This window comes from Alcanivorax sp. 24 (assembly GCF_004360225.1).
GTDB classification, from domain to species: Bacteria; Pseudomonadota; Gammaproteobacteria; order Pseudomonadales; family Alcanivoracaceae; genus Alloalcanivorax; species Alloalcanivorax xiamenensis.
Window position 1 is genome coordinate 180,435 of record NZ_SNUA01000007.1, and the last position, 24,690, is coordinate 205,124.

22 protein-coding genes and 1 tRNA gene are annotated in these 24,690 nt (G+C 61.7%); 10 read left to right on the forward strand and 13 right to left on the reverse strand.

Translation table 11 applies throughout. From position 1 onward, the window contains the following. Positions 1–103: 103 nt before the first annotated feature. From E0L37_RS11740 to E0L37_RS11755, 4 genes are all read left to right on the forward strand, one after another. Positions 104–544, forward strand: a complete 441-nt coding sequence (locus E0L37_RS11740; RefSeq protein WP_097058375.1) for a CopD family copper resistance protein — start codon at positions 104–106, stop codon at positions 542–544. A gap of 34 nt (positions 545–578) precedes the next feature. Further along, on the forward strand, positions 579–2,708 hold the full coding sequence (locus tag E0L37_RS11745) for a TonB-dependent receptor domain-containing protein (RefSeq protein ID WP_133491925.1): 2,130 nt from the start codon (positions 579–581) through the stop codon (positions 2,706–2,708). A gap of 46 nt (positions 2,709–2,754) precedes the next feature. After that, positions 2,755–4,113: a hypothetical protein gene (locus E0L37_RS11750; protein ID WP_097058377.1), complete on the forward strand. Its 1,359-nt coding sequence runs from the start codon at positions 2,755–2,757 to the stop codon at positions 4,111–4,113. A gap of 144 nt (positions 4,114–4,257) precedes the next feature. Further along, a complete protein-coding gene (locus E0L37_RS11755) occupies positions 4,258–5,190 on the forward strand; it encodes a DUF808 domain-containing protein (RefSeq protein ID WP_133491926.1) in 933 nt (310 codons plus the stop codon). Positions 5,191–5,280: 90 nt separating this feature from the next. On the opposite strand, the gene E0L37_RS11760 is transcribed toward E0L37_RS11755, so the two are convergent. The 7 genes from E0L37_RS11760 to rpsU all read right to left on the reverse strand — a co-directional run bounded on the left by E0L37_RS11760 (position 5,281) and on the right by rpsU (position 12,846). Next, positions 5,281–6,945, reverse strand: coding sequence for a class I adenylate-forming enzyme family protein (locus E0L37_RS11760; protein WP_133491927.1), 1,665 nt, complete (start codon positions 6,943–6,945; stop codon positions 5,281–5,283). 23 nt (positions 6,946–6,968) lie between these two features. Continuing rightward, positions 6,969–7,763 carry an enoyl-CoA hydratase/isomerase family protein gene (locus tag E0L37_RS11765; RefSeq protein WP_133491928.1) on the reverse strand — a complete coding sequence of 265 codons (795 nt, stop codon included), beginning with the start codon at positions 7,761–7,763 and terminating at the stop codon, positions 6,969–6,971. 125 nt (positions 7,764–7,888) lie between these two features. Continuing rightward, a tRNA-Ile gene (locus tag E0L37_RS11770) sits at positions 7,889–7,965 on the reverse strand. Positions 7,966–8,125: 160 nt separating this feature from the next. Then, positions 8,126–10,015 (reverse strand): RNA polymerase sigma factor RpoD, encoded by a 1,890-nt coding sequence (rpoD, locus tag E0L37_RS11775; RefSeq protein ID WP_133491929.1) that lies wholly within the window; start codon positions 10,013–10,015, stop codon positions 8,126–8,128. Positions 10,016–10,108: 93 nt separating this feature from the next. Beyond that, positions 10,109–12,019, reverse strand: a complete 1,911-nt coding sequence (dnaG, locus tag E0L37_RS11780) for a DNA primase (protein WP_133491930.1) — start codon at positions 12,017–12,019, stop codon at positions 10,109–10,111. A gap of 140 nt (positions 12,020–12,159) precedes the next feature. Beyond that, a complete protein-coding gene (locus E0L37_RS11785; protein WP_133491931.1) occupies positions 12,160–12,609 on the reverse strand; it encodes a GatB/YqeY domain-containing protein in 450 nt (149 codons plus the stop codon). A 21-nt stretch (positions 12,610–12,630) separates the two neighbouring features. Further along, positions 12,631–12,846, reverse strand: a complete 216-nt coding sequence (gene rpsU, locus E0L37_RS11790) for a 30S ribosomal protein S21 (protein ID WP_014993329.1) — start codon at positions 12,844–12,846, stop codon at positions 12,631–12,633. A gap of 221 nt (positions 12,847–13,067) precedes the next feature. Between rpsU and tsaD the strand changes: the two genes are divergently transcribed. Next, the gene (gene tsaD, locus E0L37_RS11795) at positions 13,068–14,105 is read left to right on the forward strand and encodes a tRNA (adenosine(37)-N6)-threonylcarbamoyltransferase complex transferase subunit TsaD (protein WP_133491932.1); all 1,038 of its coding nucleotides are present in this window, start codon (positions 13,068–13,070) and stop codon (positions 14,103–14,105) included. Between the two features lie 138 nt (positions 14,106–14,243). Here the strand turns inward: tsaD and plsY are convergent, their stop codons facing one another. After that, entirely contained in the window at positions 14,244–14,849 is a 606-nt protein-coding gene (plsY, locus tag E0L37_RS11800; RefSeq protein WP_166643055.1) for a glycerol-3-phosphate 1-O-acyltransferase PlsY, read from the reverse strand. A 152-nt stretch (positions 14,850–15,001) separates the two neighbouring features. Between plsY and folB the strand changes: the two genes are divergently transcribed. After that, positions 15,002–15,358, forward strand: coding sequence for a dihydroneopterin aldolase (gene folB, locus E0L37_RS11805; protein ID WP_014993332.1), 357 nt, complete (start codon positions 15,002–15,004; stop codon positions 15,356–15,358). Then, positions 15,358–15,867 (forward strand): 2-amino-4-hydroxy-6-hydroxymethyldihydropteridine diphosphokinase, encoded by a 510-nt coding sequence (gene folK, locus E0L37_RS11810; RefSeq protein WP_014993333.1) that lies wholly within the window; start codon positions 15,358–15,360, stop codon positions 15,865–15,867. Before folB ends, folK begins: the two co-directional genes overlap by 1 nt. Here folK and E0L37_RS11815 read toward each other — a convergent pair. The 3 genes from E0L37_RS11815 to E0L37_RS11825 all read right to left on the reverse strand — a co-directional run bounded on the left by E0L37_RS11815 (position 15,857) and on the right by E0L37_RS11825 (position 18,926). Beyond that, the gene (locus E0L37_RS11815; protein WP_133491934.1) at positions 15,857–16,738 is read right to left on the reverse strand and encodes a hypothetical protein; all 882 of its coding nucleotides are present in this window, start codon (positions 16,736–16,738) and stop codon (positions 15,857–15,859) included. The genes folK and E0L37_RS11815 overlap by 11 nt on opposite strands. Positions 16,739–16,959: 221 nt before the next feature. Continuing rightward, a complete protein-coding gene (locus tag E0L37_RS11820) occupies positions 16,960–17,697 on the reverse strand; it encodes a pteridine reductase (RefSeq protein WP_133491935.1) in 738 nt (245 codons plus the stop codon). After that, a complete protein-coding gene (locus E0L37_RS11825; RefSeq protein ID WP_133491936.1) occupies positions 17,682–18,926 on the reverse strand; it encodes a multifunctional CCA addition/repair protein in 1,245 nt (414 codons plus the stop codon). Before E0L37_RS11825 ends, E0L37_RS11820 begins: the two co-directional genes overlap by 16 nt. A 235-nt stretch (positions 18,927–19,161) precedes the next feature. Here E0L37_RS11825 and E0L37_RS11830 point away from each other — a divergent pair, with 235 nt between their 5' ends. The 3 genes from E0L37_RS11830 to E0L37_RS11840 all read left to right on the forward strand — a co-directional run bounded on the left by E0L37_RS11830 (position 19,162) and on the right by E0L37_RS11840 (position 21,677). Next, on the forward strand, positions 19,162–20,082 hold the full coding sequence (locus tag E0L37_RS11830; RefSeq protein WP_133491937.1) for a DMT family transporter: 921 nt from the start codon (positions 19,162–19,164) through the stop codon (positions 20,080–20,082). Positions 20,083–20,285: 203 nt separating this feature from the next. After that, positions 20,286–21,266: a nitronate monooxygenase family protein gene (locus E0L37_RS11835; RefSeq protein WP_133491938.1), complete on the forward strand. Its 981-nt coding sequence runs from the start codon at positions 20,286–20,288 to the stop codon at positions 21,264–21,266. A gap of 87 nt (positions 21,267–21,353) precedes the next feature. Beyond that, positions 21,354–21,677 (forward strand): hypothetical protein, encoded by a 324-nt coding sequence (locus tag E0L37_RS11840; RefSeq protein WP_133491939.1) that lies wholly within the window; start codon positions 21,354–21,356, stop codon positions 21,675–21,677. A gap of 196 nt (positions 21,678–21,873) precedes the next feature. Here the strand turns inward: E0L37_RS11840 and E0L37_RS11845 are convergent, their stop codons facing one another. Together E0L37_RS11845 and E0L37_RS11850 are read right to left on the reverse strand one after the other, a co-directional pair. Next, a complete protein-coding gene (locus tag E0L37_RS11845) occupies positions 21,874–23,370 on the reverse strand; it encodes a SpoVR family protein (protein WP_133491940.1) in 1,497 nt (498 codons plus the stop codon). Continuing rightward, positions 23,370–24,653 carry a YeaH/YhbH family protein gene (locus E0L37_RS11850; protein ID WP_080530538.1) on the reverse strand — a complete coding sequence of 428 codons (1,284 nt, stop codon included), beginning with the start codon at positions 24,651–24,653 and terminating at the stop codon, positions 23,370–23,372. Before E0L37_RS11850 ends, E0L37_RS11845 begins: the two co-directional genes overlap by 1 nt. Positions 24,654–24,690 lie beyond the last annotated feature (37 nt).

Consider the following 24,690-nt stretch of genomic DNA (forward strand, 5'->3'; position numbering starts at 1 on the left):
GGGACGCCTGGCGTCCCTTATCACCATGACAAATGTCATTGAGGTTCCGGGAGTTGGTGAGCAATGATTCGGCTTTGCAACCGTTTAATGAGAGAGAATCGAATTGGAATACGGAGTACTGATCACGCTGCACCTGTTCTGCGCGATCTTCTTTATCGGCATCGTGGCGTTCGAGGTGATCTTTCTGGAGAACATCCGTCGGTATCTGCCCGCCGGTATGATGACGCTGGTGGAGGAGGGCATTCACCGAAGAGCGCGAAAGATCATGCCCTATGTGGTGGGGCTGCTCTTCCTCACCGGGATCGGATTGCTGGTGAGGGTGTATTGGGCTGGCTGGTATCCTCCATTTTCCAGCGTTTTTTCCACACTCCTGACGGTGAAGATTGTGCTCGCGCTGAGTGTCCTGGTGCATTTCATTACCGCCATCCGGGCCTCCGTCTGTGGGAGTATGAGCTCCCTGCGCTTCAAGATTACCCACTACAGTGTTTTCATCCACATGGTGCTGATTGTGGTGTTGGCCAAGGCCATGTTCTACCTGACCTGATCGATCCGCCTTGCCCTCCGTGGGAGGCGAGCCGATGATCCGGCGTTGTTTGTCGTGTTGCCTGCTCGTTGCCACAACCGTTCTGGCGGCGGAGCCTAACCGTCTGGATCCGGTGACGGTCGAAGCCGGTAACGAAGCGGTGCATGAAAAGCGGGAACTGCAACGCCGGCTCGATGACGTGCCCGGTGCGACCAACCTGATCGATCCCGGAGAGAAGGAGGGTAGCCAGGCTACTCTGGCCAGGGTGCTGGATTTTGAGCCGGGGATCATCATCCAGGAGTTCTTCGGCGGCAATGATCAGCCAAGACTGAATATCCGTGGATCAGGCATTCAGGATAATCCGGTCAGTCGTGGCATCCAGATTCTTTACGACGGTCTGCCGATCAATCAGGCGGACGGTTCCTTTATTATCGGCCTGATTGATCCCGAGCAAACCAGCCTGATCTCCGTGTACCGTGGCGCCAACGCGCTCCGATATGGTGGTACCACTCTCGGCGGCGCCATTGATTTCAATATGCGCACGGCACGAAACAGTCCGTCCTCGGTCTCTCTGGAAGGGGGATCCTGGAACACCTGGCGGGGCAGTGTCGCCCTGGCTGAAAAAAAAGAGCAATGGGATGGCTACATACGCGCCGGGTATCAGGCATCCGACGGTTGGCGAAGCCACAGTGGCGCGCAAAGGAACACCTTCGTTGCCAACTTCGGATACCGGGGCGGGAACTGGATCAACCGAACCTATCTGAATCTGGCGGATAACCGTTTCGACATCCCCTTTCTGCTTACCAAGGACAGGGCCTTGTCCGATCCAGACTCGGTGATGGGGGACTACGCTGATCCGGACAATAAAAGCACAGAGGATTTTCTCAACGTCCGGGTGCGCCAGCCGGAACGGGACACCCGGCAGATCAGACTGGCCAACAAAACCATCTGGTACACGGAACAGGCTTCCCACAGTCTGGGGTTGTACGCTGAGTCAATACGGGACCGGTTCAAGAATCCGGCCTGGCAAGCCAATACCGAGGCGGGCAATTTCGGTCTGGATTACGGGACGGAGGTGTTTGTTCCCAATACGGATGGAACGGAGGCTCGCTATCAGGTATTCCTGTCCGCCAACTCTGGCGCCATGCCCAGGGAATACTATCTGGTGCATCCCGACGACGGCAGTCTGGAGAGGCGCTTCGCCGATCTCGATTTGCGGGCCAGCAACGTGGTCGGAGGAGCACAGGTCAATTATCCCCTGTCCCGACGGTGGCAGGCAGTGGCCGCGTTTCAGTATGCGTGGCACCAACGGAATGTCGATGATGAGAGAGCCCCTGGTCTGCTCGACAGCGAGCTGACCTATCGCGCTCTCAATCCAAAGCTCGGACTGATTTATTCGCCTTTCGCCGGCACGCATTACTACGCCAATGTGAGCCGGAGTTCGGAAGCTCCCACCTTTTGGCAATTGGTGGACCTGGGGCCGGGGTCGGTGCCGGCGTCGCCGGCGAGCCTGTATCTGATGACCAAGCCCCTCGAAATGCAGATGGCGAACACCTTTGAAGTGGGGGCCCGGCGGATTGCCGGCTCCTTCGCCTGGGAAGGGGCGTACTTTTATTCGCGGGTCAAGGATGAGCTGATCGCGGAAGTTCAGAACTTCGCCATTGACGGCACCACGGTGAACTACGATCACGATACGGTGCATCAGGGTGTTGAACTGGCGGTGAGCGCCCGAAGCGGGCGTGGGCTGTTCCGCTCCGGAGACTGGCTCTCCGTGCGTGGGGTCTACAACTACAGCGATTTCCGTTTCCATGGCGGGCGGTATGACGGTAAGCGGATCGCCGGCATTCCGGTTCACCTGGTGACCGCTGAATTGGGATATCACTGGTCGCGGCGGCTTGGCCTGACACTGTCCGCCCGTTGGCAGCCGCAAGACACCCATGTCGATCACTACAACGCGGGACTGAAGCAGGACAGCTATCTGCTGCTCGGGGCCGCTTTGTCATATCGTCCGACGCCATCTTGGGAGTGGTTCCTGGATCTGCGCAATCTCACCAACGAGACCTGGCAGACGGCCTACGTAGTCCGCGGGCTGTCGGCGGAAGATCCCGAGTCCAGCCTGACCGCTCCGACCTTCGTGCCCGGCGCGGAATTTCACGGTTACGCCGGAGTAACTTACCGATGGTGAAGGGGCGCCACGGCAGCCCCCGATATGGAACGAGGAAGGGGGTGATATGAAATTGAAGACTGCTTTGATGAGTGCTCCGCTGTTGATCATCTGCGGCGCGGCTATGGCCGGGACTCCCGGCCTGACCGGTGTCTATCATGGTCAGCACCTGCTCACCATGCGAGGTTGTCCCGGAGCTTGCCAGGCCGGCAGTGAGCTGGTGCTGGGCAAAGGCATCCAAAATGCGGACTGGAGCTGGAACTTCGATGAGGGGTGGGTGCTGATTCGCGGCACCACCCTGACCGTGGGATTCGATTACGAGGTCCAATCCATCGGTAATCAGGGGCAAGGGGATGATCGCTTTACCGCCGGGTTCACCGATAATCTGGATGGTACGTACACGGTTTATCACGGCTTTCAGATCTACAACCCGAATGTCGGTAATCCCCGTGCCGATACCAGCACCCGGTTCGAGATCACCGAGGACCCGGATAACCCCAATCGTATCTTGATCATCACCGTGGATGATGAGCCGGCGGGCGTACTCGACGGTATTCCGGGGACTCAGATCACGGGTGTTTTTCCGATGACCGTGCAGCCCGACTTCGAAGGTTACGCGCGCCTGGAAGGCAGCAGCAGCGGAGGTGATGGCATCAGTGACCAGTTGAAGGAACAGCTGGGGCTCAACCCGGATGCCGATAACGCGGATACCGACGGTGATGGCTTGCCCGATGCGGAGGAACTGGGGGAGGACCCGGAGAACCCGGTGGACACGGATGCGGATGGTCTCATCGACGCCCTGGAGCCTGGCGCGGCGGCTCTGGATCCCCGGTTGGCAGCCGGTGTGGCGCTGCTCGACGGTATCCCTGGGCGGCAGGTGACTGGAGACGCCTTGTCCGGCACCACCGCCGAGGCCGCCGTGGGCGAGCCTTGGCGCTTTGCCGGCGTCACCACCGGCTATATGTCCCTGGCCACGGACCCGGACGGAGATTCCTCCATTCCCGATACCACGCGCGGTGACGCCGGGCTGGAATACCAATACGGATTCATTCGGTTCGATTTGCAGGCAAGCGCCATGACAAGCGAGCCGGTGACGGTGCGTGTTACCTTCCAGGCACCGCTGCCGGAGTCTTCGCGTCTTCTTCTGTACGCCTCTCAAGTCATCGACGGCAACGAACGCTATCGATTAATGGCGTCCGATGCATATCGACGACTGAGCGATCATGCGCTGGAGATCCGATTGCATGACAATGGCCCCTGGGATCTGAACCCGGAGGCCGGTGTCCTGGCCTTCGGCGTGGCGCCGGTGGAGAACACCCTGGGAAGTCACCAGGAGAGCTCGGGCAATGGGGGCGGTATAGGTGCGGCTACTCTGGCATTGCTGGCTCTCCTGGCGGCATTCAGGCGCGGGCGCGTGGTCACCTGATAAAGCCGATCCGCGCCGTTGCCTGCCCGGCGCTGCCCGGTGACACGGATGGGAAACAGGGGAATTTGCCGAATCCCCATGGTCACGTGTACTTTCTTGTCTTTGCCGCGGCGCCATCGGGCGGCCCGCCCCAAGGAGAGAAGTATGGCCGGAACCAGTTTGCTGGCACTGATCGACGACATCGCCACGTTGCTCGATGACGTATCCCTGATGACCAAGGTGGCGGCGAAGAAAACCGCCGGGGTGCTGGGGGATGACCTGGCGCTGAACGCCGAGCAGGTATCCGGCGTGCGCGCCAATCGGGAACTGCCGGTAGTCTGGGCGGTAGCCAAAGGATCCCTGCTCAACAAAGTGATTCTGGTGCCGGCGGCGCTGCTGATCAGCGCCTTCGCACCCTGGGCGATCACCGTGCTGTTGATGATCGGTGGGGCTTACCTGTGCTATGAAGGCGCCGAGAAAGTCTTGCACAAGTTCCTGCATAGTGAGGACGAGCACAACCGGGAAGAACGGCTCCAGGCGTTACAGGATGCCAAGGTGGATCTGGTCGCCTTCGAGAAGAAAAAAATCAAAGGTGCCATTCGTACCGACTTCATTCTTTCCGCCGAGATTATCGTGATCTCCCTCGGTGCCATGCAAAGCGCCAGTTTCGGGGTGCAGGTGATTTCTCTCAGTACCCTCGCCTTGCTGCTGACCATCGGGGTGTACGCGTTGGTGGCCGGCATCGTCAAATTGGACGACGCGGGCCTGTTGCTGATGAAAACTCCCGAGGACCGTTTCGCCGCTCCGGCCCGCATTGCTCTCGGCCGGGGATTGCTGACCTTGGCCCCGTGGCTGATGAAAACCTTGTCGGTGCTGGGTACCATCGCCATGTTCCTGGTCGGTGGCGGCATTCTGGTGCACGGCGTTCCCGGCTCCCACGATTGGGTGCACCATCTGAGCGAACTGGCCGGGGCGGTATCCTGGGCGGTACCGGTGCTGGTGAATCTGATTGGCGGGCTGATCGCCGGCATGGTGGTACTGGCGCTGGTGAGTCTGGTGAGGCGGTTGCGTGGCGGAAGTAAGGCAAGGGCCGGCTGATTCCCCTGACGGAAGCCGGATCTGGCGGGCCCTGCTTATTGGCTATGCCGCCCGCCTGAACCGGTCGCGCTTCCCGTGCGGATGTTTCACTTAGCGTTTGCCCTGGTTTTCGCCGAGCGTTTCCCGGGCTTGTTGCTGAAGCTGCTTGAAGTCGATTTTCCCTTCCGGCGTCATCGGCCATTCGCCGTCCCAGGGTAAAAAGTCCTTGGGGATCTCATAGGCGGCCATATGCCCTTTGCAGGCCTCGCGCAATGCTTCCGAGGGCGGCAGTGGTTGCTCATCGCGGGTGCGTACGAAACTGACCACCCGGGTGCCCCAGTAGGCGTCGTCGATGCCCACGGTTTTGACGTCGTCGAACAGATTCTCGAAGCGTTCCAGAAGGTCCGTGGTGACCCGGGTGGTGGACACGTTCTCGCCGCCGGATTTGACCACGCCGCCGAGACGGCCCAGATAGGTCAGATAGCCGTTGTCGAAATGGCCATAATCGCCGCTGTGGAAATAGCCTTCTTCGTCGAAGGCTTTATCCACTTCTTCCGGTTGCCGGTGGTAGCCCTGGAACAGGAACGGACTCTTGTAGCAGATTTCCCCGGCTTCGCCCTGGGCCACCCGGGCGCCGCTATCAAGGTGTTTGATCACCACCTGCACGCCAGGAAGAGGGCGGCCGTGGGTGTATTTGTTCACCGCTTCGTCCACGCATTCATGGTCCGCCAGAGACACCAGCGGGCCATTCTCGGTTTGCGCGTAGAGATTGTTGATGGTGGCACCGGCCGGGCACATGTCGCGCACCATATCATAGGTGCGTGGCTCACCCGCCAGGATCGCCTTGCTGATGGTGAACTGGCGCTTTTCGAAATCCGGCTGGCGGCGCAGCCCCTGCCAGTGGGCGTCGAAGCCGAACGTGCAGGTGCATTGGTGCCGTTCGATCAGATCCAATGCTTTGGCGGGATCGAAGCCATCCATCAACACCAGAGTGGTGCCGGCATAGGCCAGGTTCATGTTGAGCGCGAACAAACCGCTGTTGTGATAGAACGGCGCCAGGCAGATGAAGCGGTCCTGTTCGGTGATGCGCAAATTGCGCGCGCCGAAGTGGGCGGTGGCCAGAGGCGGGCGATGATCCCACAACGCGCTCTTGGATAAAGAGGTGGTACCGGAAGTCTGGCACATGAACTGAACGTCGGAGGCCCGGCCCTGGTCCTGACGTTGTTGCAGCGTGGCGTGATCGGCCGGCCGGGGCAGATCCTTGAAGTCGAGATAACCCGGCGGCGCGGGGCCGTGCCGGCCCACGCAAACAACCCGCTTGAGAGAAGGCAGGGAAGGGCAACACGTCTCCGGTTTGAATGTCAGATCCGGCAGTGCACCCTCCAGTAGCGCGAGGATATCCCGTGGCCCCTGGCGATCCACGGTGACGATTAACTTGGGCTGATTGCGCTGCAACACGCCCTGCAATTCCATTGTGCCCCAGAGCAGATTGAGCGGGTTGACCACCGCACCGATCTGCAGGGTCGCGAAGTACAGCACCGCGAATTCCGGTGTGGCGCTGGGCAGGGTGGAGACCACGTCGCCTTTGTCGATGCCCAATTCCAGAAGACCCTGGGCCATGTCCTGAACCTGATCGAACAGCTCGCCGAAGGGAAGGGTCTGGCCCTCGAACAGAATCGCGGGCTTGTCCACGTGAGCGCTGCAGGTTTCGGCGAACAATTGGGAGACGGTGCGGTGATACCACTGATGGCTATGCAAACGGTGCGGCAGCAGCATGATGGGCTCCTCGGGGTCGGATATTAGCGGGCCTGTTTGAATCGGGGTGGCCGTTTTTCCATGAAGGCACGGACACCTTCGCCGGCTTCGCCGCCGGCGCCGCTGACCACCATGGCGTGATGTTCGCGGCTCAACTGGTCGAGCAGAGAGTGATGAGCGGCCTGATCCACCAGCGCCTTGATCCGGCCCAGGGCACCGGTGGCGCCCGCCGCCAGAGAACGCGCCAGCTTCTCCGCCGCCGGCATCAACTGGTCGTCCTCATGGATTTCCAATACCAGACCGGCGGCGAGACACTGCCGCGCGGTCAGTGGCGTATTGGTGAACAGGATATGTTTGGCGCGCATCGGTCCGGCCAGCCGGGTAAGGACCCAGGACACCCCCACATCCGGGCTCAGGCCGATGGCGGAATAGCCACCGCGCAGCTTCATCGATGACGACGCCAGCACCAGATCGGCGCACAACGCCACGCCGATGCCGCCACCGCCAAGCGACCCGTTCACCGCGCTGACCACCGGTACCGGCAAGGTGCTCAGGGTGTGAATGGCCCGGTGCAATGGTGGAATCCCCTGGTCCATCAGCCCGGCCAGATCGTCACTGGCGACAAAACCACTGATATCACCCCCGGCGCAAAAATGCGGCCCCTTGGCGGACAGCAGCACCGCGCGCACCTGGCCCTGGGCGCAAGCCCGCGCCAGGGCTTCCACCGTTTCCATGAACGCCGCCGACATCTCGTCATTGAGCACATTGGCCTGCTCCGGCCGGTTCAGGGTGACGTGGGCGACGGCGTCGCGGATCTCAAGCAGGATCGGAGGGGACATGGGGATTCCTGATCGGTTGAAAGTGCCGATCAGTGTAGGCAGCGGTACAGGCTGGCTTCTTGTGTTAAATGGCTATGGGGTGACGGGTTGCCGGCGCGATTGGTCGGCCATGATCAGTACGATATTGGTGGGCCCACCAGGACTTGAACCTGGAACCAACGGATTATGAGTCCGCTGCTCTAACCAATTGAGCTATAGGCCCTTTGGAACTCGGAGGATGTTCAGCAGAGCGGGAGACGGTGTCCTGCCCCGGCCGGCGGTCTCGGTGGTGAGTTGCCGGTGGTCCTTTGTGTCTTCGTTTATCCCCGAAAAAACAAGGCCCGGATGGCGGTCGCCGTCCGGGCCGATAGTTATATAACGAGTTACATATCCGCGTCCAGGAAACTGCGCAGGTGCTCGCTGCGGGAGGGGTGGCGCAGCTTGCGCAGAGCCTTGGCTTCGATCTGCCGGATCCGCTCCCGGGTGACGTCGAACTGCTTGCCGACTTCTTCCAGGGTGTGGTCGGTGTTCATGTCGATGCCGAAGCGCATGCGCAGCACTTTCGCTTCCCGGGCGGTGAGGTTGGCCAGCACTTCCCGGGTGGCTTCCTCCAGTCCCAGGGAGGTGGCGGAATCCACCGGGGAGTCCACGTTGCCGTCCTCGATGAAATCGCCGAGGCTGGAATCCTCGTCGTCGCCGATCGGGGTTTCCATGGAGATCGGTTCCTTGGCGATTTTCAGCACCTTGCGAACCTTGTCTTCCGGCATTTCCAGGCGCTGGCCCAGTTCTTCCGGCGTCGGCTCGCGGCCCATTTCCTGCAGCATCTGGCGCTGCACGCGGTTGATCTTGTTGATCGTCTCTATCATGTGCACCGGAATCCGGATGGTGCGGGCCTGGTCCGCGATGGAGCGGGTGATGGCCTGCCGGATCCACCAGGTGGCGTAGGTGGAGAACTTGTAGCCACGGCGGTATTCGAACTTGTCCACGGCCTTCATCAGGCCGATGTTGCCTTCCTGGATCAGATCCAGGAACTGCAGGCCACGGTTGGTGTACTTCTTGGCGATGGAGATCACCAACCGCAGGTTGGCTTCGACCATCTCCTTCTTGGCGCGGCGGGCCTTGGCTTCGCCGATGGAAATGCGGCGATTGATTTCCTTGATGTCCGCCACCGGCAGGCCGATGACCTCTTCCACGGTGATGATCTTGCGCTGGTTGCGCTGAATGTCGTCCGCCACCGTCATCAGGCGCTCGGAGTAGTCCTTGGCCTTCTTGGTCCTGGCGTGGGCGGCGACCCACTCCAGGTTGGTCTCGTTACCCGGGAACTGCTGTACAAAGTCCTTGCGTGGCACGCCGGCACGGCGGATCGCCAGCGCCATGATCTGGCGCTCGAACTTGCGCACGATATCCAGGTGAGTGCGGGCGCCTTGCAGCAACTGATCGTAGATGCGCGGCACCAGCTTGAACAGGGTGAAGTGCTCGGCCAGCGCCTCCAGAGCCTTGGCGCTGCTGGCGTGGTCGCGGCCGTTGCGCTTGAGCGCCCGTTCGGCCTTTTCATGGCGCTTCTTCAGCTCGGCGAAGCGTTCCGCCGCCAGTGCCGGATCCAGACCGCCTTCATCCTCTTCGCTGTCGTCGTCGCTGTCGCTGCTGTCGTCGTCTTCGTCGTCGTCCTTATCCTTTTCCTCGGCCTCCGCCTGCTTCTTCTGATTGAAGCGCGGTTCCTTGTTGGCGTTGGTGGCGGCGGCGCCGTCATCGTCCGGATCCAGATAACCGGCGATCACGTCGGTCAGTTTGCGTTCCTCGGACAGGATACGGTCATATTCATCCAGCACCATTTCCACTGCGCCGGGCCAGAAGGCCAGGGCGTGCATGACTTCTCGGGTGCCTTCCTCGATGCGTTTGGCGATCTCGATTTCGCCTTCCCGGGTGAGCAGCTCCACGGTGCCCATTTCACGCATGTACATCCGCACCGGATCGGTGGTGCGGCCCGGCTCGCTCTCCACGGAGGCGAGTACGGCGGCGGCTTCCTCGGCAGCAACCTCGTCGGTGCTGTCGGCGCCTTCACCCATCATGATCTCATCGGCATCGGTGGCTTTTTCCACCACGGTGATGCCCATGTCGTTGATCATCTGGATGATGTCTTCGACCTGATCCGTGTCGGTGATGGACTCGGGCAGGTGGTCGTTCACTTCGGCGTAGGTCAGGTAGCCCTGCTCCTTGCCCAGTGCGATCAACTGCTTCAGCTGTGACTGCTGTTGCTGTTTTTGAGTCGTCATGCGAAATGCCCGTAGTTGGAAGAGCCGTGGTCCTGGGAAAACGGCGTATTATACGCGGATATGGGGGGTGGAGCCAGTAATCACAAGCCCCCGCTATGGTTCCGCCTGGTGCCCGGCGCGTGCTTTGGCGAGGGCCCGGTGCAGTTCCGAAAGCCGCGCCAGGTCTGGATCAGGGCGGGCTTCCTCGGTTTTCAATGTCTGTTCCAGTGCAAGAGTGTGCAGGCGGTGCAGGGCGTCGTCCCAGTACCGCCGCGCGGTATCGTCGTCCATGGTGGGTTTCAGTGCCTCGCGCAGCAGGCGGGACAGGGATTCGCCCTGTTCCAGTGCCATGATGGCGCCCAGTGCCGCCGCCGGGGTGGCGTGCTCGCGCACCGCGCCGGCCACTTGAAGCAGCAGATCGACCCGTGCCAGGTCCAATTCCTCCACGCCCTCGGGGAGTGGGCGGTCACGCACCACCTGAGGATGGGAAAGCAGCAGCAGGACCAGCCGTTCCACCAGGCTCAGGCCGGGGCGGCGGGCGCCCGACGCCTGATGCGGTCGAGCGGGGATATCATCCGGCTCGTTCGCCATGGCCGGAGGGAAGTCCGGCGGCGGTGTCTCGTCCCAATCCGGCTCCTGCTCATGGCTGGTGGCCCGGGGAGGCGGAGCCGCGGGTTTGGGGGGCGCCGCCGGCCGGGGCGCGGGTTCGGCCGGTGTTTCCTGGCGCAGCCGCTCCAGGGAGGCGCGTTCCAGTCGTGTCAGCCGCGCCAGTTCCTCCTCCAGCAGCACCCGGTAGAATGGCCCCGAGGGCTTGCTCAGGTAAGGGAGCGCCAGCCGCGCCAGCCGTGCCCGGCCGTCCACGGTGTTCAGGTCCAGCCCTTCGGAAAGATGCCGGAACAGATAACTGGACAGGGTGTCCGCCTTCTCGGTGAGCGCCAGCAGGGTTTCCGGCCCCTGGGCACGCACCAGGGTGTCCGGGTCCTCGCCGTCGGGCAGGAACAGGAAGCGCGCCTGCTTGCCGTCGTCCAGGGACGGCAGGGCGGATTCCAGAGCCCGCCAGGCGGCGCGTCTGCCGGCGTTGTCGCCGTCGAAACAGAACACCACCTCGTTCACTTGCCGGAACAGGGTCTGGCAGTGCTCCGGGCTGGTGGCGGTGCCGAGGGTCGCCACCACGTTGGGCACCCCGTGCTGAGCCAGGGCGATCACATCCATGTAACCCTCCACCACGTAAAGGCGGTCGCTGCGGTCGCGGCTGCGGCGCCATTCCCACAGCCCGTACAGTTCCCGGCCTTTGTGGAACACCGGGGTCTCCGGGCTGTTCAGGTATTTGGGTTTGCCGTCGCCGAGTACCCGGCCGCCGAAGCCGATGGTGCGACCGCGGGCATCCCGGATCGGGAACTGGATCCGGTCACGGAACTTGTCGTAAACCCGGCCGGTGTCCTCGCGCCGCACCAGCAGACCAGCAGTGAGGGCTTGCTCCAGCCCGGCCTGATCCAGCGACAGCCCGGTCGTCAGATTATCGAAACCGGGCGGGGCGAAGCCCAGGCCGTATTGGGCGGCGATCTCGCCGCTGAGTCCCCGGCCTTTCAGGTAAGCCACCGCTTTTTGCCGGTCCGGGGCGCTTTTTAACTGCTGACGATAGTAGCGCTCCGCCCGTCCGAGCAAATCGTACAGGGTTTGCAGGCGGCTCCGGCGTGCCTTCTCCTCGCGGCTGTCGTGATGCTCTTCACGCGGGATGTCCACACCGGCGCGGCCGGCCAGTTGCTCCACCGCCTCGGGGAAGGAGAGGTGGTCGTACTCCATGACGAAGCGCAGGGCATCGCCGGAGGCGCCACAGCCAAAGCAGTAGTAGAACTGTTTGTCCGGGGACACCGTGAACGACGGCGTCTTCTCCTGGTGGAACGGACAGCACGCGGAATAGTTCCGCCCGGTCTTCTTCAGCGGCACGCGGGCGTCGATCAGCGGCACGATATCGATTCGCGCGAGAAGATCCTGAATAAAATGTTCGGGAATCAAACCGGCCATGGGAAGAATATTCCAACTCACCCGGGCTGATGGCAAGTCCGGCTAATGAGAGAAAGTGGTGGAAGCCGGCACACAACGGCTTATGAGGACTGATGAGGGTGCCGCCGGGGATGGGCGGGAACCGCGTGCCGGGCCCGGAATCAGCCAGTGAGCCTGGCTTTGACCTTGCCGCTGACCGCGCCTATGTCGGCCCGGCCCTGCAGTTTGGGCTTGAGCAAGCCCATGACCTTGCCCATGTCACCCATGCCGGCGGCGCCGGTGCTGGTGATGGCCTCGTCGATCAATGCCTCGATTTCGGCATCGCTCAGAGGCTGGGGCAGGAATTCCTGGAGGATCAGAATTTCCGCTTCTTCCACCTCGGCCAGTTCCGGACGGTTGGCGTCACGGTACTGACCGGCGGAATCCTTGCGCTGCTTGACCAGTTTATCGAGCACGGCGAGAGAGCGGGCGTCATCCACTTCGATGCGCTCGTCCACCTCGATTTGCTTCAGCGCCGCCATGGCCATACGCAGAACACCCAGGCGCACCTTGTCTTTGGCGCGCATGGCGTCTTTGGTGGCATCGGCGAGCTGTGCTTTGATCGCACTCATGGTCAAGGACCGGAAACGGTCTTAGTACAGACGCTTACGGGCGAGCTGCTCGCGTTGCAGCTTCTTCAGGTGACGCTTGACCGCGGCAGCGCGCTTACGCTTGCGTTCCTGAGTCGGCTTCTCGTAGTTCTCGCGACGGCGGACTTCGGACAGAACACCGGCTTTTTCACAGGAGCGCTTGAAGCGGCGCAGGGCCACGTCGAAGGGTTCGCCTTCTTTTACTTTCACCTGAGGCATGAAGTATCACCTACCTAAAAAGTGTTGAGTTGTGTGGGTTCCGCCTCGGGCTCAGGTGGTCCCTCGGGGGCAAACGTCATGGGGACGGCCACCCAGGCGGCAGGGCGCGAATTCTACCCGTGACCGGTAGGTAAATGCAAATGGCGGCGTGCCGGGCTATCATGCCGACCCTTGCCGGCGGGTGCGCCGCTGGCCGGATTCTGTTTTTTGAGGTAGGCGAAATGCGCGTTTTGGGCATCGAAACCAGCTGCGACGAGACCGGCGTGGCCGTATACGACACTGAACAGGGCCTGTTGAGTCAGGCCCTGTTCAGTCAGATCGATATGCACGCGGTCTACGGTGGCGTGGTGCCGGAATTGGCCAGCCGTGACCATGTGCGGCGGTTGCTGCCCCTGCTGCGCCAGGTCCTGTCCGACGCCGGCATCGGCGCCCGGGAACTGGACGGCGTCGCCTACACCGCCGGCCCGGGGTTGGCGGGAGCCCTGCTGGTGGGAGCCGGTGTCGCTCGTGCTCTGGCCTATGGCTGGGGCGTGCCGGCGTTGCCGGTACACCATATGGAAGGGCACCTGCTGGCGCCGTTGCTGGAGGATGATGCCCCGGACTTTCCCTTTGTCGCGCTGCTGGTCAGTGGTGGGCACTCACTGCTGCTGGAAGCCCGTGCCCTGGGTGAATACGTCCCTTTGGGCGAATCCGTGGACGACGCCGCCGGTGAAGCCTTCGACAAGGCGGCGAAGATGATGGGATTGGGCTATCCCGGCGGGCCGGCGATCAGCCGTCTGGCGGAGCAGGGGCAGGCCGGGCGCTTTCGCTTTCCCCGGCCGATGACCGACCGGCCCGGCCTGGATATGAGCTTCTCGGGCCTCAAGACCTTCACCCTCAACACCATTCACGATCTCGGCGGTGCCGATGCTCTGGATGACCAGGACCGCGCCGATGTGGCTCTCGCGTTCCAGGAAGCGGTGGTGGACACTCTGGTGATCAAATGCCGCCGGGCCATGCAGGCCACGGGCGCCAAACGTTTGGTGGTGGCCGGTGGCGTCAGCGCCAACGCCATGTTGCGCGAGCGGCTGGCTCAGGCCATGGGCAAGCTGGGAGTGAAGGTGTATTACCCCGGACTGGCGTACTGCACCGACAATGGCGCCATGATCGCCTACGCGGGGGCACTGCGGCTGGCCGCCGGCGAGCGTCAGAAGGGGCTGGGCGTCAGTGTTCGGGCGCGCTGGCCGCTGGCGGAGCTGGCGCGGGTGGCTTCTCATTGAGATCGATCGAGGTCCTTTGCCGCATGAAAAGGGCCCTCGCCGTACCCCATTCGCTGCCAAGGCAGCTTCCCACGGAGAGAGGCTACGGAGCTGCTGTGGGAAGCTGCCTTGGCAGCGAACTGGCGTTAAGTGGTACCCCTAACCTTTCTTCCTGAACCCCAGTTCCTCACCGCGCAGCAGTTTGGCCAGGTTGGCGCGGTGGCGCACGATCATGATCAGGGTCAGGGCGGCCATCGGCGGCGCGGCGCCGGGCAGCCAGAACCACAGGCAGATAGGTGCGGCGATGAAGGCGCTCAGCGACGCCACCGAGGAGATCCGTAGTATCCCGAACACCACCAACCACACCGCGCCCGCCACCAGGCCGCTGGGCCAGTGCAGCGGGAACAGCACGCCAAAGGCGGTGGCCACGCCCTTGCCACCCTGGAATTGGAAGAACACCGGGAACAAGTGGCCGAGGAAGGCGCAGAAACCGACCAGTGCCACGGCAAATGGGGAGAGCCCCAGAGCCGTCGCCACCAGGACGGGCAGCACCCCTTTCAGCACGTCGCCGACCAGAGTCAGCGCCGCCGCCGGTTTGCCGGCGATGCGCAGCACATTGGTGGCGCCGGGATTGCTGGAGCCCTGGGTGCGCGGGTCCGGATGGCCGAACAAGCGGCAGACCAGGATGGCGCTGGAAATCGAGCCCAGCAGATACGCCACCGCGCATAAAGACAGCAACCAACCCCAGCTTTCCTGTAATGCCATGGCAACCACCGGCTATAATCCCCGAATCAACAGGCTGGACATTGTACACACAAGCCGCTTGTCGCGCGTCACCCCGGGGGCAGGCTCCCGGGAGCGGCGGCGCCAAACCTAACCGCGTATCAGGCCCGCGCGCGGCCGGACCGAGGAACAGCATGGACATCGTTTATATCAATGATTTGAAAGTCGATACGGTGATCGGCATTTTCGACTGGGAGCGGCGTATCCGTCAGACCGTCAGCCTGGATCTGGAGATGGCCGCGGATATCCGCAAGGGCGCCGCCACCGATCACATCGATGACGCCCTGGACTACAAAAGCATCAGCAAGCGGCTGATCGCCTTTATCGAGGAAAGCGAATTCCAACTGGTGGAAACCCTGGCGGAGCAGGTGGCGGCGCTGGTGCTGGAGGAATTCAATGTGCCCTGGCTGCGATTGCGGTTGAGCAAACCAGGCGCCCTGCGCGGTGCCCGCGATGTTGGCGTGATTATCGAGCGCGGGGAGCGTTCCTGATGGCGGAGGTGTTTCTCAGTCTCGGCTCCAACATCGACCGGCAACACAATATCCATTCCGGTCTCAATGCGCTGGCGGAGCGGTTCGGTGAGCTGAGGCTGAGCCCGGTGTATGAAAGTGAGGCGGTGGGCTTCAAGGGCAGCCCGTTCTTCAATTTGGTGGTGGCTCTGCATACGGCGCTGCCGGTGGGGGAGCTGGCCAGGGCGTTGCATGATATCGAGCGCGGTCACGGCCGGGTACGCGGCGAGAAGAAGTTCGCCAGCCGCACCCTGGATATCGACATCCTCACCTACGACGATGCGGTTGGCGAGGTGGATGGCGTCAAGCTGCCGCGCGGGGAAATTCTAAAGCACGCGTTCGTGCTGCGTCCGCTGGCGGATCTGGCGCCGGAGACGCGGCACCCGGAGAATGGGCGCCGCTACCGGGAGTTGCTGGCGGAAACCGACTTCAAGGGCCAGCGGCTTTGGCAAGTGCCGTTCCGCTGGCCCGATGGCGATATCACTGAATGAAGGAGTTCTCCGCTTCGATCATATAAGCTTCGAACTGCTCGCAAGTGTAATTGGTGGCGACACCATTGATGGTCACGACGATACCGTCCCGGTGCTCCACCAAAACCTCGGCGTGCGTGTTGTTGGCGCCGCGCAGTCGGATCTCGCCGGATTCGGGGCAGAATTCCTGGTCCAGGTTTCTTGTTAGCGGCTCTGCGGTGGTGATGCTGACTTTCTCGCTTCTACCGTTCACCAGGAGCGTCCCTTCTACCGTATAGGTGACATTTTCAGACGAGTAGTCCCAGGTGGTTTTAAGATCCTCCACGTGCCAGTTAGCGTTGTATTCGCCTTCGCCACTCTGGCTGGGGCCCTGAGCATCTATCTGAAGATCCGTATCAGCGAAATGATCGACGGCGTCCATAACGTAGTCGAATTCTCCACTGATCAGGATGTTGGCCTCTACAGGATTCCCCGCTACCAAGTTGAAACCGCTGGTGTCGACTTCCAAAGTGGAGTCACCTTCAAAGTCGTAGCGGACGGTGCCCGCCAGGGTCACAGGGTCGGTGTTTTCGCCACTAAGGGTGCAATTATTGGCGGTGGCGCTGGTGGGAATGTCGTTGGTACCGTAAACCACGGTGATAGAGCCTTGGGTGCACTCCCCCTCTAAATCGGGGAGCATAATGGCATGCATCTGCACCGGCACCATTCCCAGGCTGCCCTCCAGGGCGAGATAGAGCAGCGGGCCTGTATTCTCGTTATTCAGGCTGACGAAGGGCTCTTGACCACCTCCCGAGCCGGAGGAACCACCGCCGCCACAGGCGGCAAGGGCAGAGGCGAGTAAGACAGGCGTCAGCGCCCGCGCACGGGTGGAGCCGATAGTGAAAAGTGACATGCGAGTATCCCTCTAAACCGAAATAAGGCGTTGTCGGCCCGGTTGGGGGATGGAACGGTAAGACAAGGCTGGCCTACGCTGGACTCCATCCCTGAGTCGACAGGATCAACCGCATTGTTGATATTTTGACGGGCGGCCCCCACGGCCGTCCTCCGTCGCTGCGGTCTTGGTTACTAACCATAGCGGCAAAGGACGCCAGTGCCAATCCCCGGCGGCCGGCTTCAGGCGCCGGGGAAGGACAGAGAGCGGCCGCCGTCCACGGCGATGATCTGCCCGGTGATGTAAGGAGCGTGATCGGCGAGCCAGAGCACCGTGTTGGCGATGTCATCCGGGTCGCCGGCATGGCCCAACGGTAGGGCATCAAGAATCGCCTGTTGGGATTCCTGTCCCTGCTCCGGCCACAGAATCGGCCCGGGCGCCACGCCGTTGACGCGTACTTCAGGGCCCAGTTCCCGGGCCAGGCCGCGGGTCATCATCGCCAGCCCGGCCTTGGCCATGCAGTACAGCGGATGTTCTCGCAGGGGTTTTTCAGCGTAAACGTCCACCAGATTAACGATGGCGCCGTGATGTTGTTTCAGGGCCGGAGCCAGTGACTGGCTGAGCAGAAAAGGCGCCCGCAGGTTGCTGTGCATCAGTTGGTCCCAGTCCTCATCACTGGCCTGATGCAAAGGCGTGCGATAGAACCGGGAGGCGTTATTCACCAGTAGCCGCAGTCCGGGCTTCAGAGCCAGGGCCTGGGCGGCCAGTTGCCGCACCTGGCCGGGCACCACCAAGTCCGCGTACAGGCAAGCCGCGCTGTCGGCACGCTGCCGGTTAAGGTCGTCCACCAGGGTTCGCGCTTGTTCTTCGCTGTGGTGGTAGTGAATGATCACATCGTGGCCCGATTGGTGCAGGCGACGGGCAATGCGGGCGCCGATGCGGCGAGCGGCACCGGTGACCAGGGCTACGGGAGCGGCCATTTTTCCACGAACTCCTGTCGGTAAAGACGGATGGCGCGAATGCGTTTGCTTTCCAGGGCGCGGCCGAGCGCGGGGCCGGACAGGCCGGCCTGGCGCAGCCCCGCCACATCCACGGTGCGGACCACTTCAGCGACGCCGAGCAGGAATTCGCCTTGCGGAAAGGGGGCTTTGGGATCGGCCTGGCAGGTGCGGTAATCGGCTTCGCAGGCGTCAACGAAGAAGCGCAACCGGCGCGGCCGGCGGATCACATCCAGAGCGTGCAGGACTTCCCATACACGTGGCGGGCGCAGCTTGAGGACGCGACGCCCACGGTTCTGCCAGCGCGCCATGACGGCGGCGGCGTCCGCCATTTCCCTGGGGACCCTTAAGCGCTTGGACATTTCCAGTGCCAGGGTTTCGCTCTGCCTTTCGTAATTCTGATGACGCGGCCAGCGGTCCGGCGGCGTGCTGGCCTTGCCGAGATCATGGCAGAGCAGGGCGTAGCGAGCGGTCAGGGACAGATTCTGCCGAGCTGCCTGGGCCAGGCAGCGCCATTGATGGGTAAGCACATCCACGGTGGGATGATGGTCCGGAGACTGGGGGATGCCATCCAGGTTGGCCAGTTCCGGGAATAATTCCGCCAGCGCCCCGCATTCATGCAGGATGCGGAAGAACGTTTGCGGTGAGCGTTCCATCAGTGCCCGGCTGGTTTCCTTCCAGACCCGTTCCGGACTGAGGTGCCGCAGTTCGCCCGCCAGTACGATATCGGTCATCAGATCCATGGTTTCGCGGGCCACGCGAAAGCCCAGCCAGTGATAGCGGGCGGCGAAACGGGCCACCCGCAGAACCCGCAGCGGGTCCTCGGCGAAGGCGGGGGAGACATGGCGCAGCAATCGTTCCTTGAGATCGTTTTGACCGTTGTAGGGGTCAATCAAGCGGCCATCACTGGCGCGGGCCATGGCATTGATGGTCAGGTCCCGTCGCTTCAGGTCGTCTTCCAGCGTCACGTCCTCGGCGGTGTGAAAAAGAAAGCCGCCGTGGCCGTGGCCATGTTTGCGTTCCGTGCGGGCAAGGGCGTACTCCTCGCCGGTCCGCGGATGCAGGAACACCGGAAAGTCATTGCCCACGGGTTTGTAGCCTTGCGCCAAAAGAGTATCGGGGGTGCCGCCCACCACCACCCAATCTTTCTCCTTGACCGGCAGTCCGAGCAATTCGTCGCGGACCGCACCACCGACAAGATAGATATCCATCGTGTTCGCTATCGCTTCCAGGTAAACATTAGAATGTCATGTCTGGTCTGGCCGGAAAACCGCTTGGGCAGGGAATACGCTCGAATTCACCTCGAATGGTTATTTTCTGGTCTGCTGGCCCGCTTTGGTTTTCATTTTTGCTCTTTATTTTTCTTCTTCCGTCGCGATGTCCGGTATCGCGACGTCATGGTGCTCGCGCGGTTCCGGGAAGCGCGAAGTTTGGCGGGAGCCGGTCATGAATACCCTGTCGGCATACTTGATCGTGGTGGCGGTTTGGGCCACCACGCCTTTGGGGATCAAATGGAGTGGCGAGGCCATGCCGCCCTGGGCGGCGGCGGGCAGTCGCATGGCGCTGGCGGCGCTGCTCGGTCTGCTGTGGCTGGCCTGGCGCCGCCAGTCGCTGCCACTGCGACGTCGGGCGCTGGCCAGTTACGCCGCCGCCTTGCCTGGTATTTTCGGTGCCATGGGATGCAGCTATGTAGCCGCGAGGACTTTGCCGTCCGGTCTGATTTCGGTGATGTTCGGGCTGGCGCCGTTGTTGTCCGGATTGATGATGCAGCTGATTCCCGGTGGGAGTCGTCTCAACGGCTGGCATTGGTGTGCCTGCGTGCTCGGTCTGCTGGGTCTGGCGCTGGTATTCAATGACAGCTTGCTGGCACTGTTCGGCGAGGGCGGCGATCAGCGCACGGCGGCGTTGGGTTGGATGCTGGTGGCGGTGACGCTGTTCGCCGGGTCGGCCATCGCGGTGCAGCGGGTGGCGGCGGGGCTGGCGCCGATGCAACAGACCGTGGGCGGTTTGCTCGCTTCGCTGCCGTGCTATGGCCTGGCGATCTGGTGGTCCGGTGAAGGCGCCGGGTTCAATGGCGACTGGCGTGGCCTGGGGGCTATCGTTTACCTGGCGGTGTTCGGGTCACTGCTGGGATTCTATTGCTATTTCCAGATCCTGGCGCGGCTGCCGGCGGCCACGGTGGCGCTGATTACCCTGATGACGCCGGTACTGGCATTGACGCTGGGCGCGCTGCTCAATGAGGAACGGCTGGCGCTGGCGGTGCTTGTCGGCGCGGTGGTGATCGTGATGGCCCTGGCGCTGTATTTGCTGGGCGACCGGCGGGTGCGGCGGGGTCTCAAAAGCGGGGCTCCGGTTGGCGAAAGATGACAGGCGATGACGGGAAATGACAGTCTACATGGCGTTTATCACCATTGAACCGGGCCTGGGGCCATGGTTTAGTGCTTCGTCATCGTTTGATTCGGATCATGGCCTGATTCGGGCATGTGGATACCAGCGCGCCAGCCGTCACCACGACGTCACCGGCCGATGCTTTGTCCGACCGCCCCTGGCTTAACGGGAGAGATAGTTTCATGAAAACACGTATTACCGAGATGCTGGGCATCGAGTACCCCATCGTGCAAGGTGGCATGCAGAATGTTGGCTATGCGGAACTGGCTTCCGCCGTTTCCAACGCGGGTGCTCTGGGGATCATCACCGGCCTGACCCAGCCGACCCCGGAAGACCTGGACAAGGAAATCCGCCGCTGCAAGGAAATGACCGACAAGCCGTTCGGGGTCAACCTGACCCTGCTGCCGACCATCAAGCCGGTGCCCTATGAGGAATACGTGCGGGTGATCATCGAAGCGGGCATCAAGGTGGTGGAAACCGCCGGCCGCAGTCCGGAGCCCTTCATGGCCCAGTTCAATGAGAACGGCGTCAGCGTGATCCACAAGTGCACTTCCGTGCGGCATGCCCTGAAAGCGCAGAAACTGGGCTGTTCCGCGGTCTCCGTGGACGGCTTCGAGTGCGCCGGTCACCCCGGCGAGGACGATGTACCCAACCTGGTGCTGCTGCCGGCGGCGGCCAAGGTGCTGGATATCCCGATGATTGCTTCCGGCGGTATTGGTACCGGCACGCAGATGGCGGCTTGCCTGGCGCTGGGCGCGGAAGGCATCAACATGGGGACCCGCTTCATGGCCACCAAGGAAGCGCCGATCCACGAGAACATCAAGAAAGCCATCGTCGAAGCCAGCGAGCTGGACACCGCGCTGGTGTACCGTCCGCTGCGCAACACTGCCCGTGTTTACAAGAACAAGGTGGCGGAGAAGGTCAACGAGATCGAGCGTGAAGCCGGCAAGGACATGAAGTTCGAGCTGATCCGCGACATGGTCGCCGGTACCCGCGGCAAGGTATCGCTCACCGAAGGTGATGTGGACTACGGTATCTGGACCAGCGGTATCGTGCAGGGGTTGATCGACAACATTCCTTCCTGTGACGAGCTGGTGCGGGAAATCATGAGCGAGTGCACCGAAACCATTCGCAATCGCCTGAACACTCTGTTGGCGGGTTGATTGATCGAAGTGCGGCCCGTGAGCGGCCCGTCCGCTCACGGGCCGTGAATACGGTCTCCGCGGCTGATACGGGTTACGGAGGAGGAAATGGCATCCATTCCTGAAAGAGACTGGAAAGCACTCAGATCCTTGAAGGGAGAGATGCTCAATGAGGCTTGCGAGCGGATTCTGAGGCAAGCGGAGAGTATTCTGGCCGACCGGGAAGGCAGGGAGCATGAACGCTATCTGGAGCTGTGGAAATTACTGAGGGAAGAGGACGAGGACATCGCCTTGATGTTCGATAATCTGACCCGTAATCATGCCTATCTAAAGTTGCTTGCCATGCGTTCCCGGGGCGTGTTGTCCGATGAGCGTCTGTCCCGCTTCAGTGAAGAAACTCGGAAAAGACTGCAAAGAAGCCTGGAAGATTGAATTCGGGTGATAACGCGTTATATTCGCTGCCAAGGCAGCTTCCCACAGCGGCTTCGTTGCTCTCTCTGTGGGAAGTTGCCTTGGCAGCGAATCGCCAGCCGATTGGGAGGACCTCGCGCTTGCCGATTAGCTCGAAGCGGGGCCGTGTTGTCCCCGATGGAGGCACTATTCCCGTTATTCCGCGACGAACCTTTATTTATTGCACACCTTGAATCGACTGGCGCTCCACCACGGTGCCGTTGTCCACGCTGTCCAGGTGCACGTCGAATCCCCACAAGCGATGCAGGTGCTTGATTACCTCCCGGCTGCTGCTTTCATCCAGAGGACGATGATGCTGGCGGACATGCTGTAACACCAGCGAGCGATCGCCCCGCACATTGGCCTCGTAAACCTGGATATTCGGCTCCTGGATGCTCAGGTTGTGTTGTTCGGCCAGTTTGTTGCGCACCTTTTGATAACCGCGCTCATCGTGGATCGCGTTGATCTCGATGTATTCCTTCTCGGTATCATCCAACAGGCTGAACAGCTTGAACTCCCGGATCAGGCGCGGGGACAGGAACTGCTGGATAAAGCTTTCGTCCTTGAAGCTTTCCATGGCGAATTTGAGGGTCGCCAGCCAGTCGCTACCGGCGATATCCGGGAACCAGTAACGGTCTTCGTCGTCCGGATCCTCACAAATGCGCCGCAGATCCCGGAACATGGCGAAGCCCAGGGCATAGGGGTTGATGCCGGAGTAATACTGGGAGTCGAAAGGCGGCTGATAGACCACCTGGCTGTGGTTGTGCAGAAACTCCAGCATGAAGCCATCGGTGACCTGTTTTTGATCATAGAGATCGTTGAGCAGGGTGTAATGCCAGAAGGTGGCCCAACCCTCGTTCATGACCTTGGTTTGACGCTGTGGGTAAAAGTACTGGGCCAGTTTGCGCACGATGCGGATGACCTCCCGCTGCCAGGGTTCCAGTAGCGGGGCGTTCTTCTCGATGAAGTAAAGAATGTTCTCCTGGGGCTCGGACGGAAAGCGCTCGATCTTTTCGCGCCGCTGTGTTGCTGGCTGCAGGTCCGGAAAGGTGCGCCATAGCTCGGAGACCTGTTTTTGCAGGGCGGCCTCCCGCTCCCGCTGCCGCCGCCGTTCTTCCTGGGCGGAAATCGGCGTCGGCCGCTTATACCGGTCCACCCCATAGTTCATCAGGGCATGGCAGGAGTCGAGGATGTCCTCCACCGCGTTGACGCCGTGGCGTTGCTCGCATTCGGCGATGTATTTGCGGGCGAACACCAGGTAATCGATGATCGCCGAGGCATCGGTCCAGGATTTGAACAGATAGTTGCCTTTGAAAAAGGAATTGTGGCCATAGCAGGCGTGGGCGATGACCAGCGCCTGCATGGTGATGGTGTTTTCCTCCATCAGATAGGCGATGCAGGGGTTGGAGTTGATCACGATCTCGTAGGCCAGCCCCATTTGTCCGCGCCGGTAACGGTTTTCCACCTCCACGAACTGCTTGCCGAAGGACCAGTGGTGGTAGCCCACCGGCATGCCCACGGAGGAATAGGCGTCCATCATCTGTTCCGAGGAAATGACCTCGATCTGATTGGGGTAGGTGTCCAGAGCGTACTTGCCGTGCGCCAGCTCGGAGATCGCCTCGTCATAGCGGGCAAGCAGGTTGAAGTCCCAGTCGGAGCCGGTGGACAAGAGCATCAGGCGGCCTCCATGCGTTTATGGAACAGCTGGCGGAATACCGGATATATATCCGCCGGGTCGTCGATCTGTGCCATGGAGAAGACGTCCGGGTGGCGCCCCATGATACCCTCATATTGGTCCCAGAGTGCCTGGTGGGCGCGGGGCATGACCTCCACATAGGAGAAGTGCTGCATGCGCGGCAGCAATTCCTTCTCCAGCAACCCGGCGCAGCCGGGAGAGTCATCGTTCCAGTTGTCGCCGTCCGAGGCCTGGGCGCCGTAGATGTTCCATTCCTCCACCGGGTAGCGTTCCTTGATGATGTCCCGGGTCAGTTTCAGGGCGCTGGAAACGATGGTGCCGCCGGTTTCCCGGGAGTAGAAAAACTCCTCTTCATCCACCTCCTTGGCGCTGGTGTGATGACGTATGAATACCACCTCGGTGTGCTGGTAGTTGCGTTGCAGAAATAAATAAAGCAGCAGGAAGAAGCGCTTCGCCAGGTCCTTCATGTCCTGGTTCATGGAGCCGGAAACATCCATGATGCAGAACATCACCGCCCGGCTCACCGGCACCGGGACCTTGATATGGTGGTTGTAACGCAGATCCACGGTATCGATGAAGGGAATGCGATCGATACGCCGGCGCAGGCGCTCGATATGTTCGTCCAGTTCCGCCAGGCGAGCCTGACGCTGAGGGGATTGATCCTGCTGCAGCAGGGCCTCCCGCTCCTCTTCCAGTTCACGTAGCCGGCGGCGGCTGGCGGCGGTCAACGCCCGCCGGCGCATGGAGGCCTGGCGCATGGAGCGGACGATATTGATCTTGGCCGGCATGCCATGACTGACAATGCCGCCGTGGCGGATCTGGAAGGTCCGGGTGCCTTCCAGGTGCCGTTTCACCAGATTCGGCAGCGCCAGATCCTCGAACAGAAAATTGAGGAATTCCTGCGGGTCGATTTCGAAGGCGAAATCGTCCTCGCCTTCTCCCTGATTGCTGGCGTCGCCGGAGCCACTACCTTGTCCGCCGCCACCACTGGGGCGCTTGATCCGGTCGCCTTGCTGAAACTCCCGATTGCCTGGGTGGACGATGTTGCGCTGGCCGCCGGGGCCGTGATGGAAAATGGGCTCGGAAATGTCCTTGCGAGGAATGACGATGCGCTCGCCTTGCTCCATTTCCTTGATGGAGCGCTTGCCCACGGCGTCATTGACCGCTTCACGAATATGTCGCCGGTAGCGCTGCAGAAACCGTTGCCGATTCACCGCACTCTTGTGCTTCCCATTGAGACGCCGGTCGATGATATAACTCATTGGGCTCTCCACACTCGGCCACTGTGGCAATGGTTTT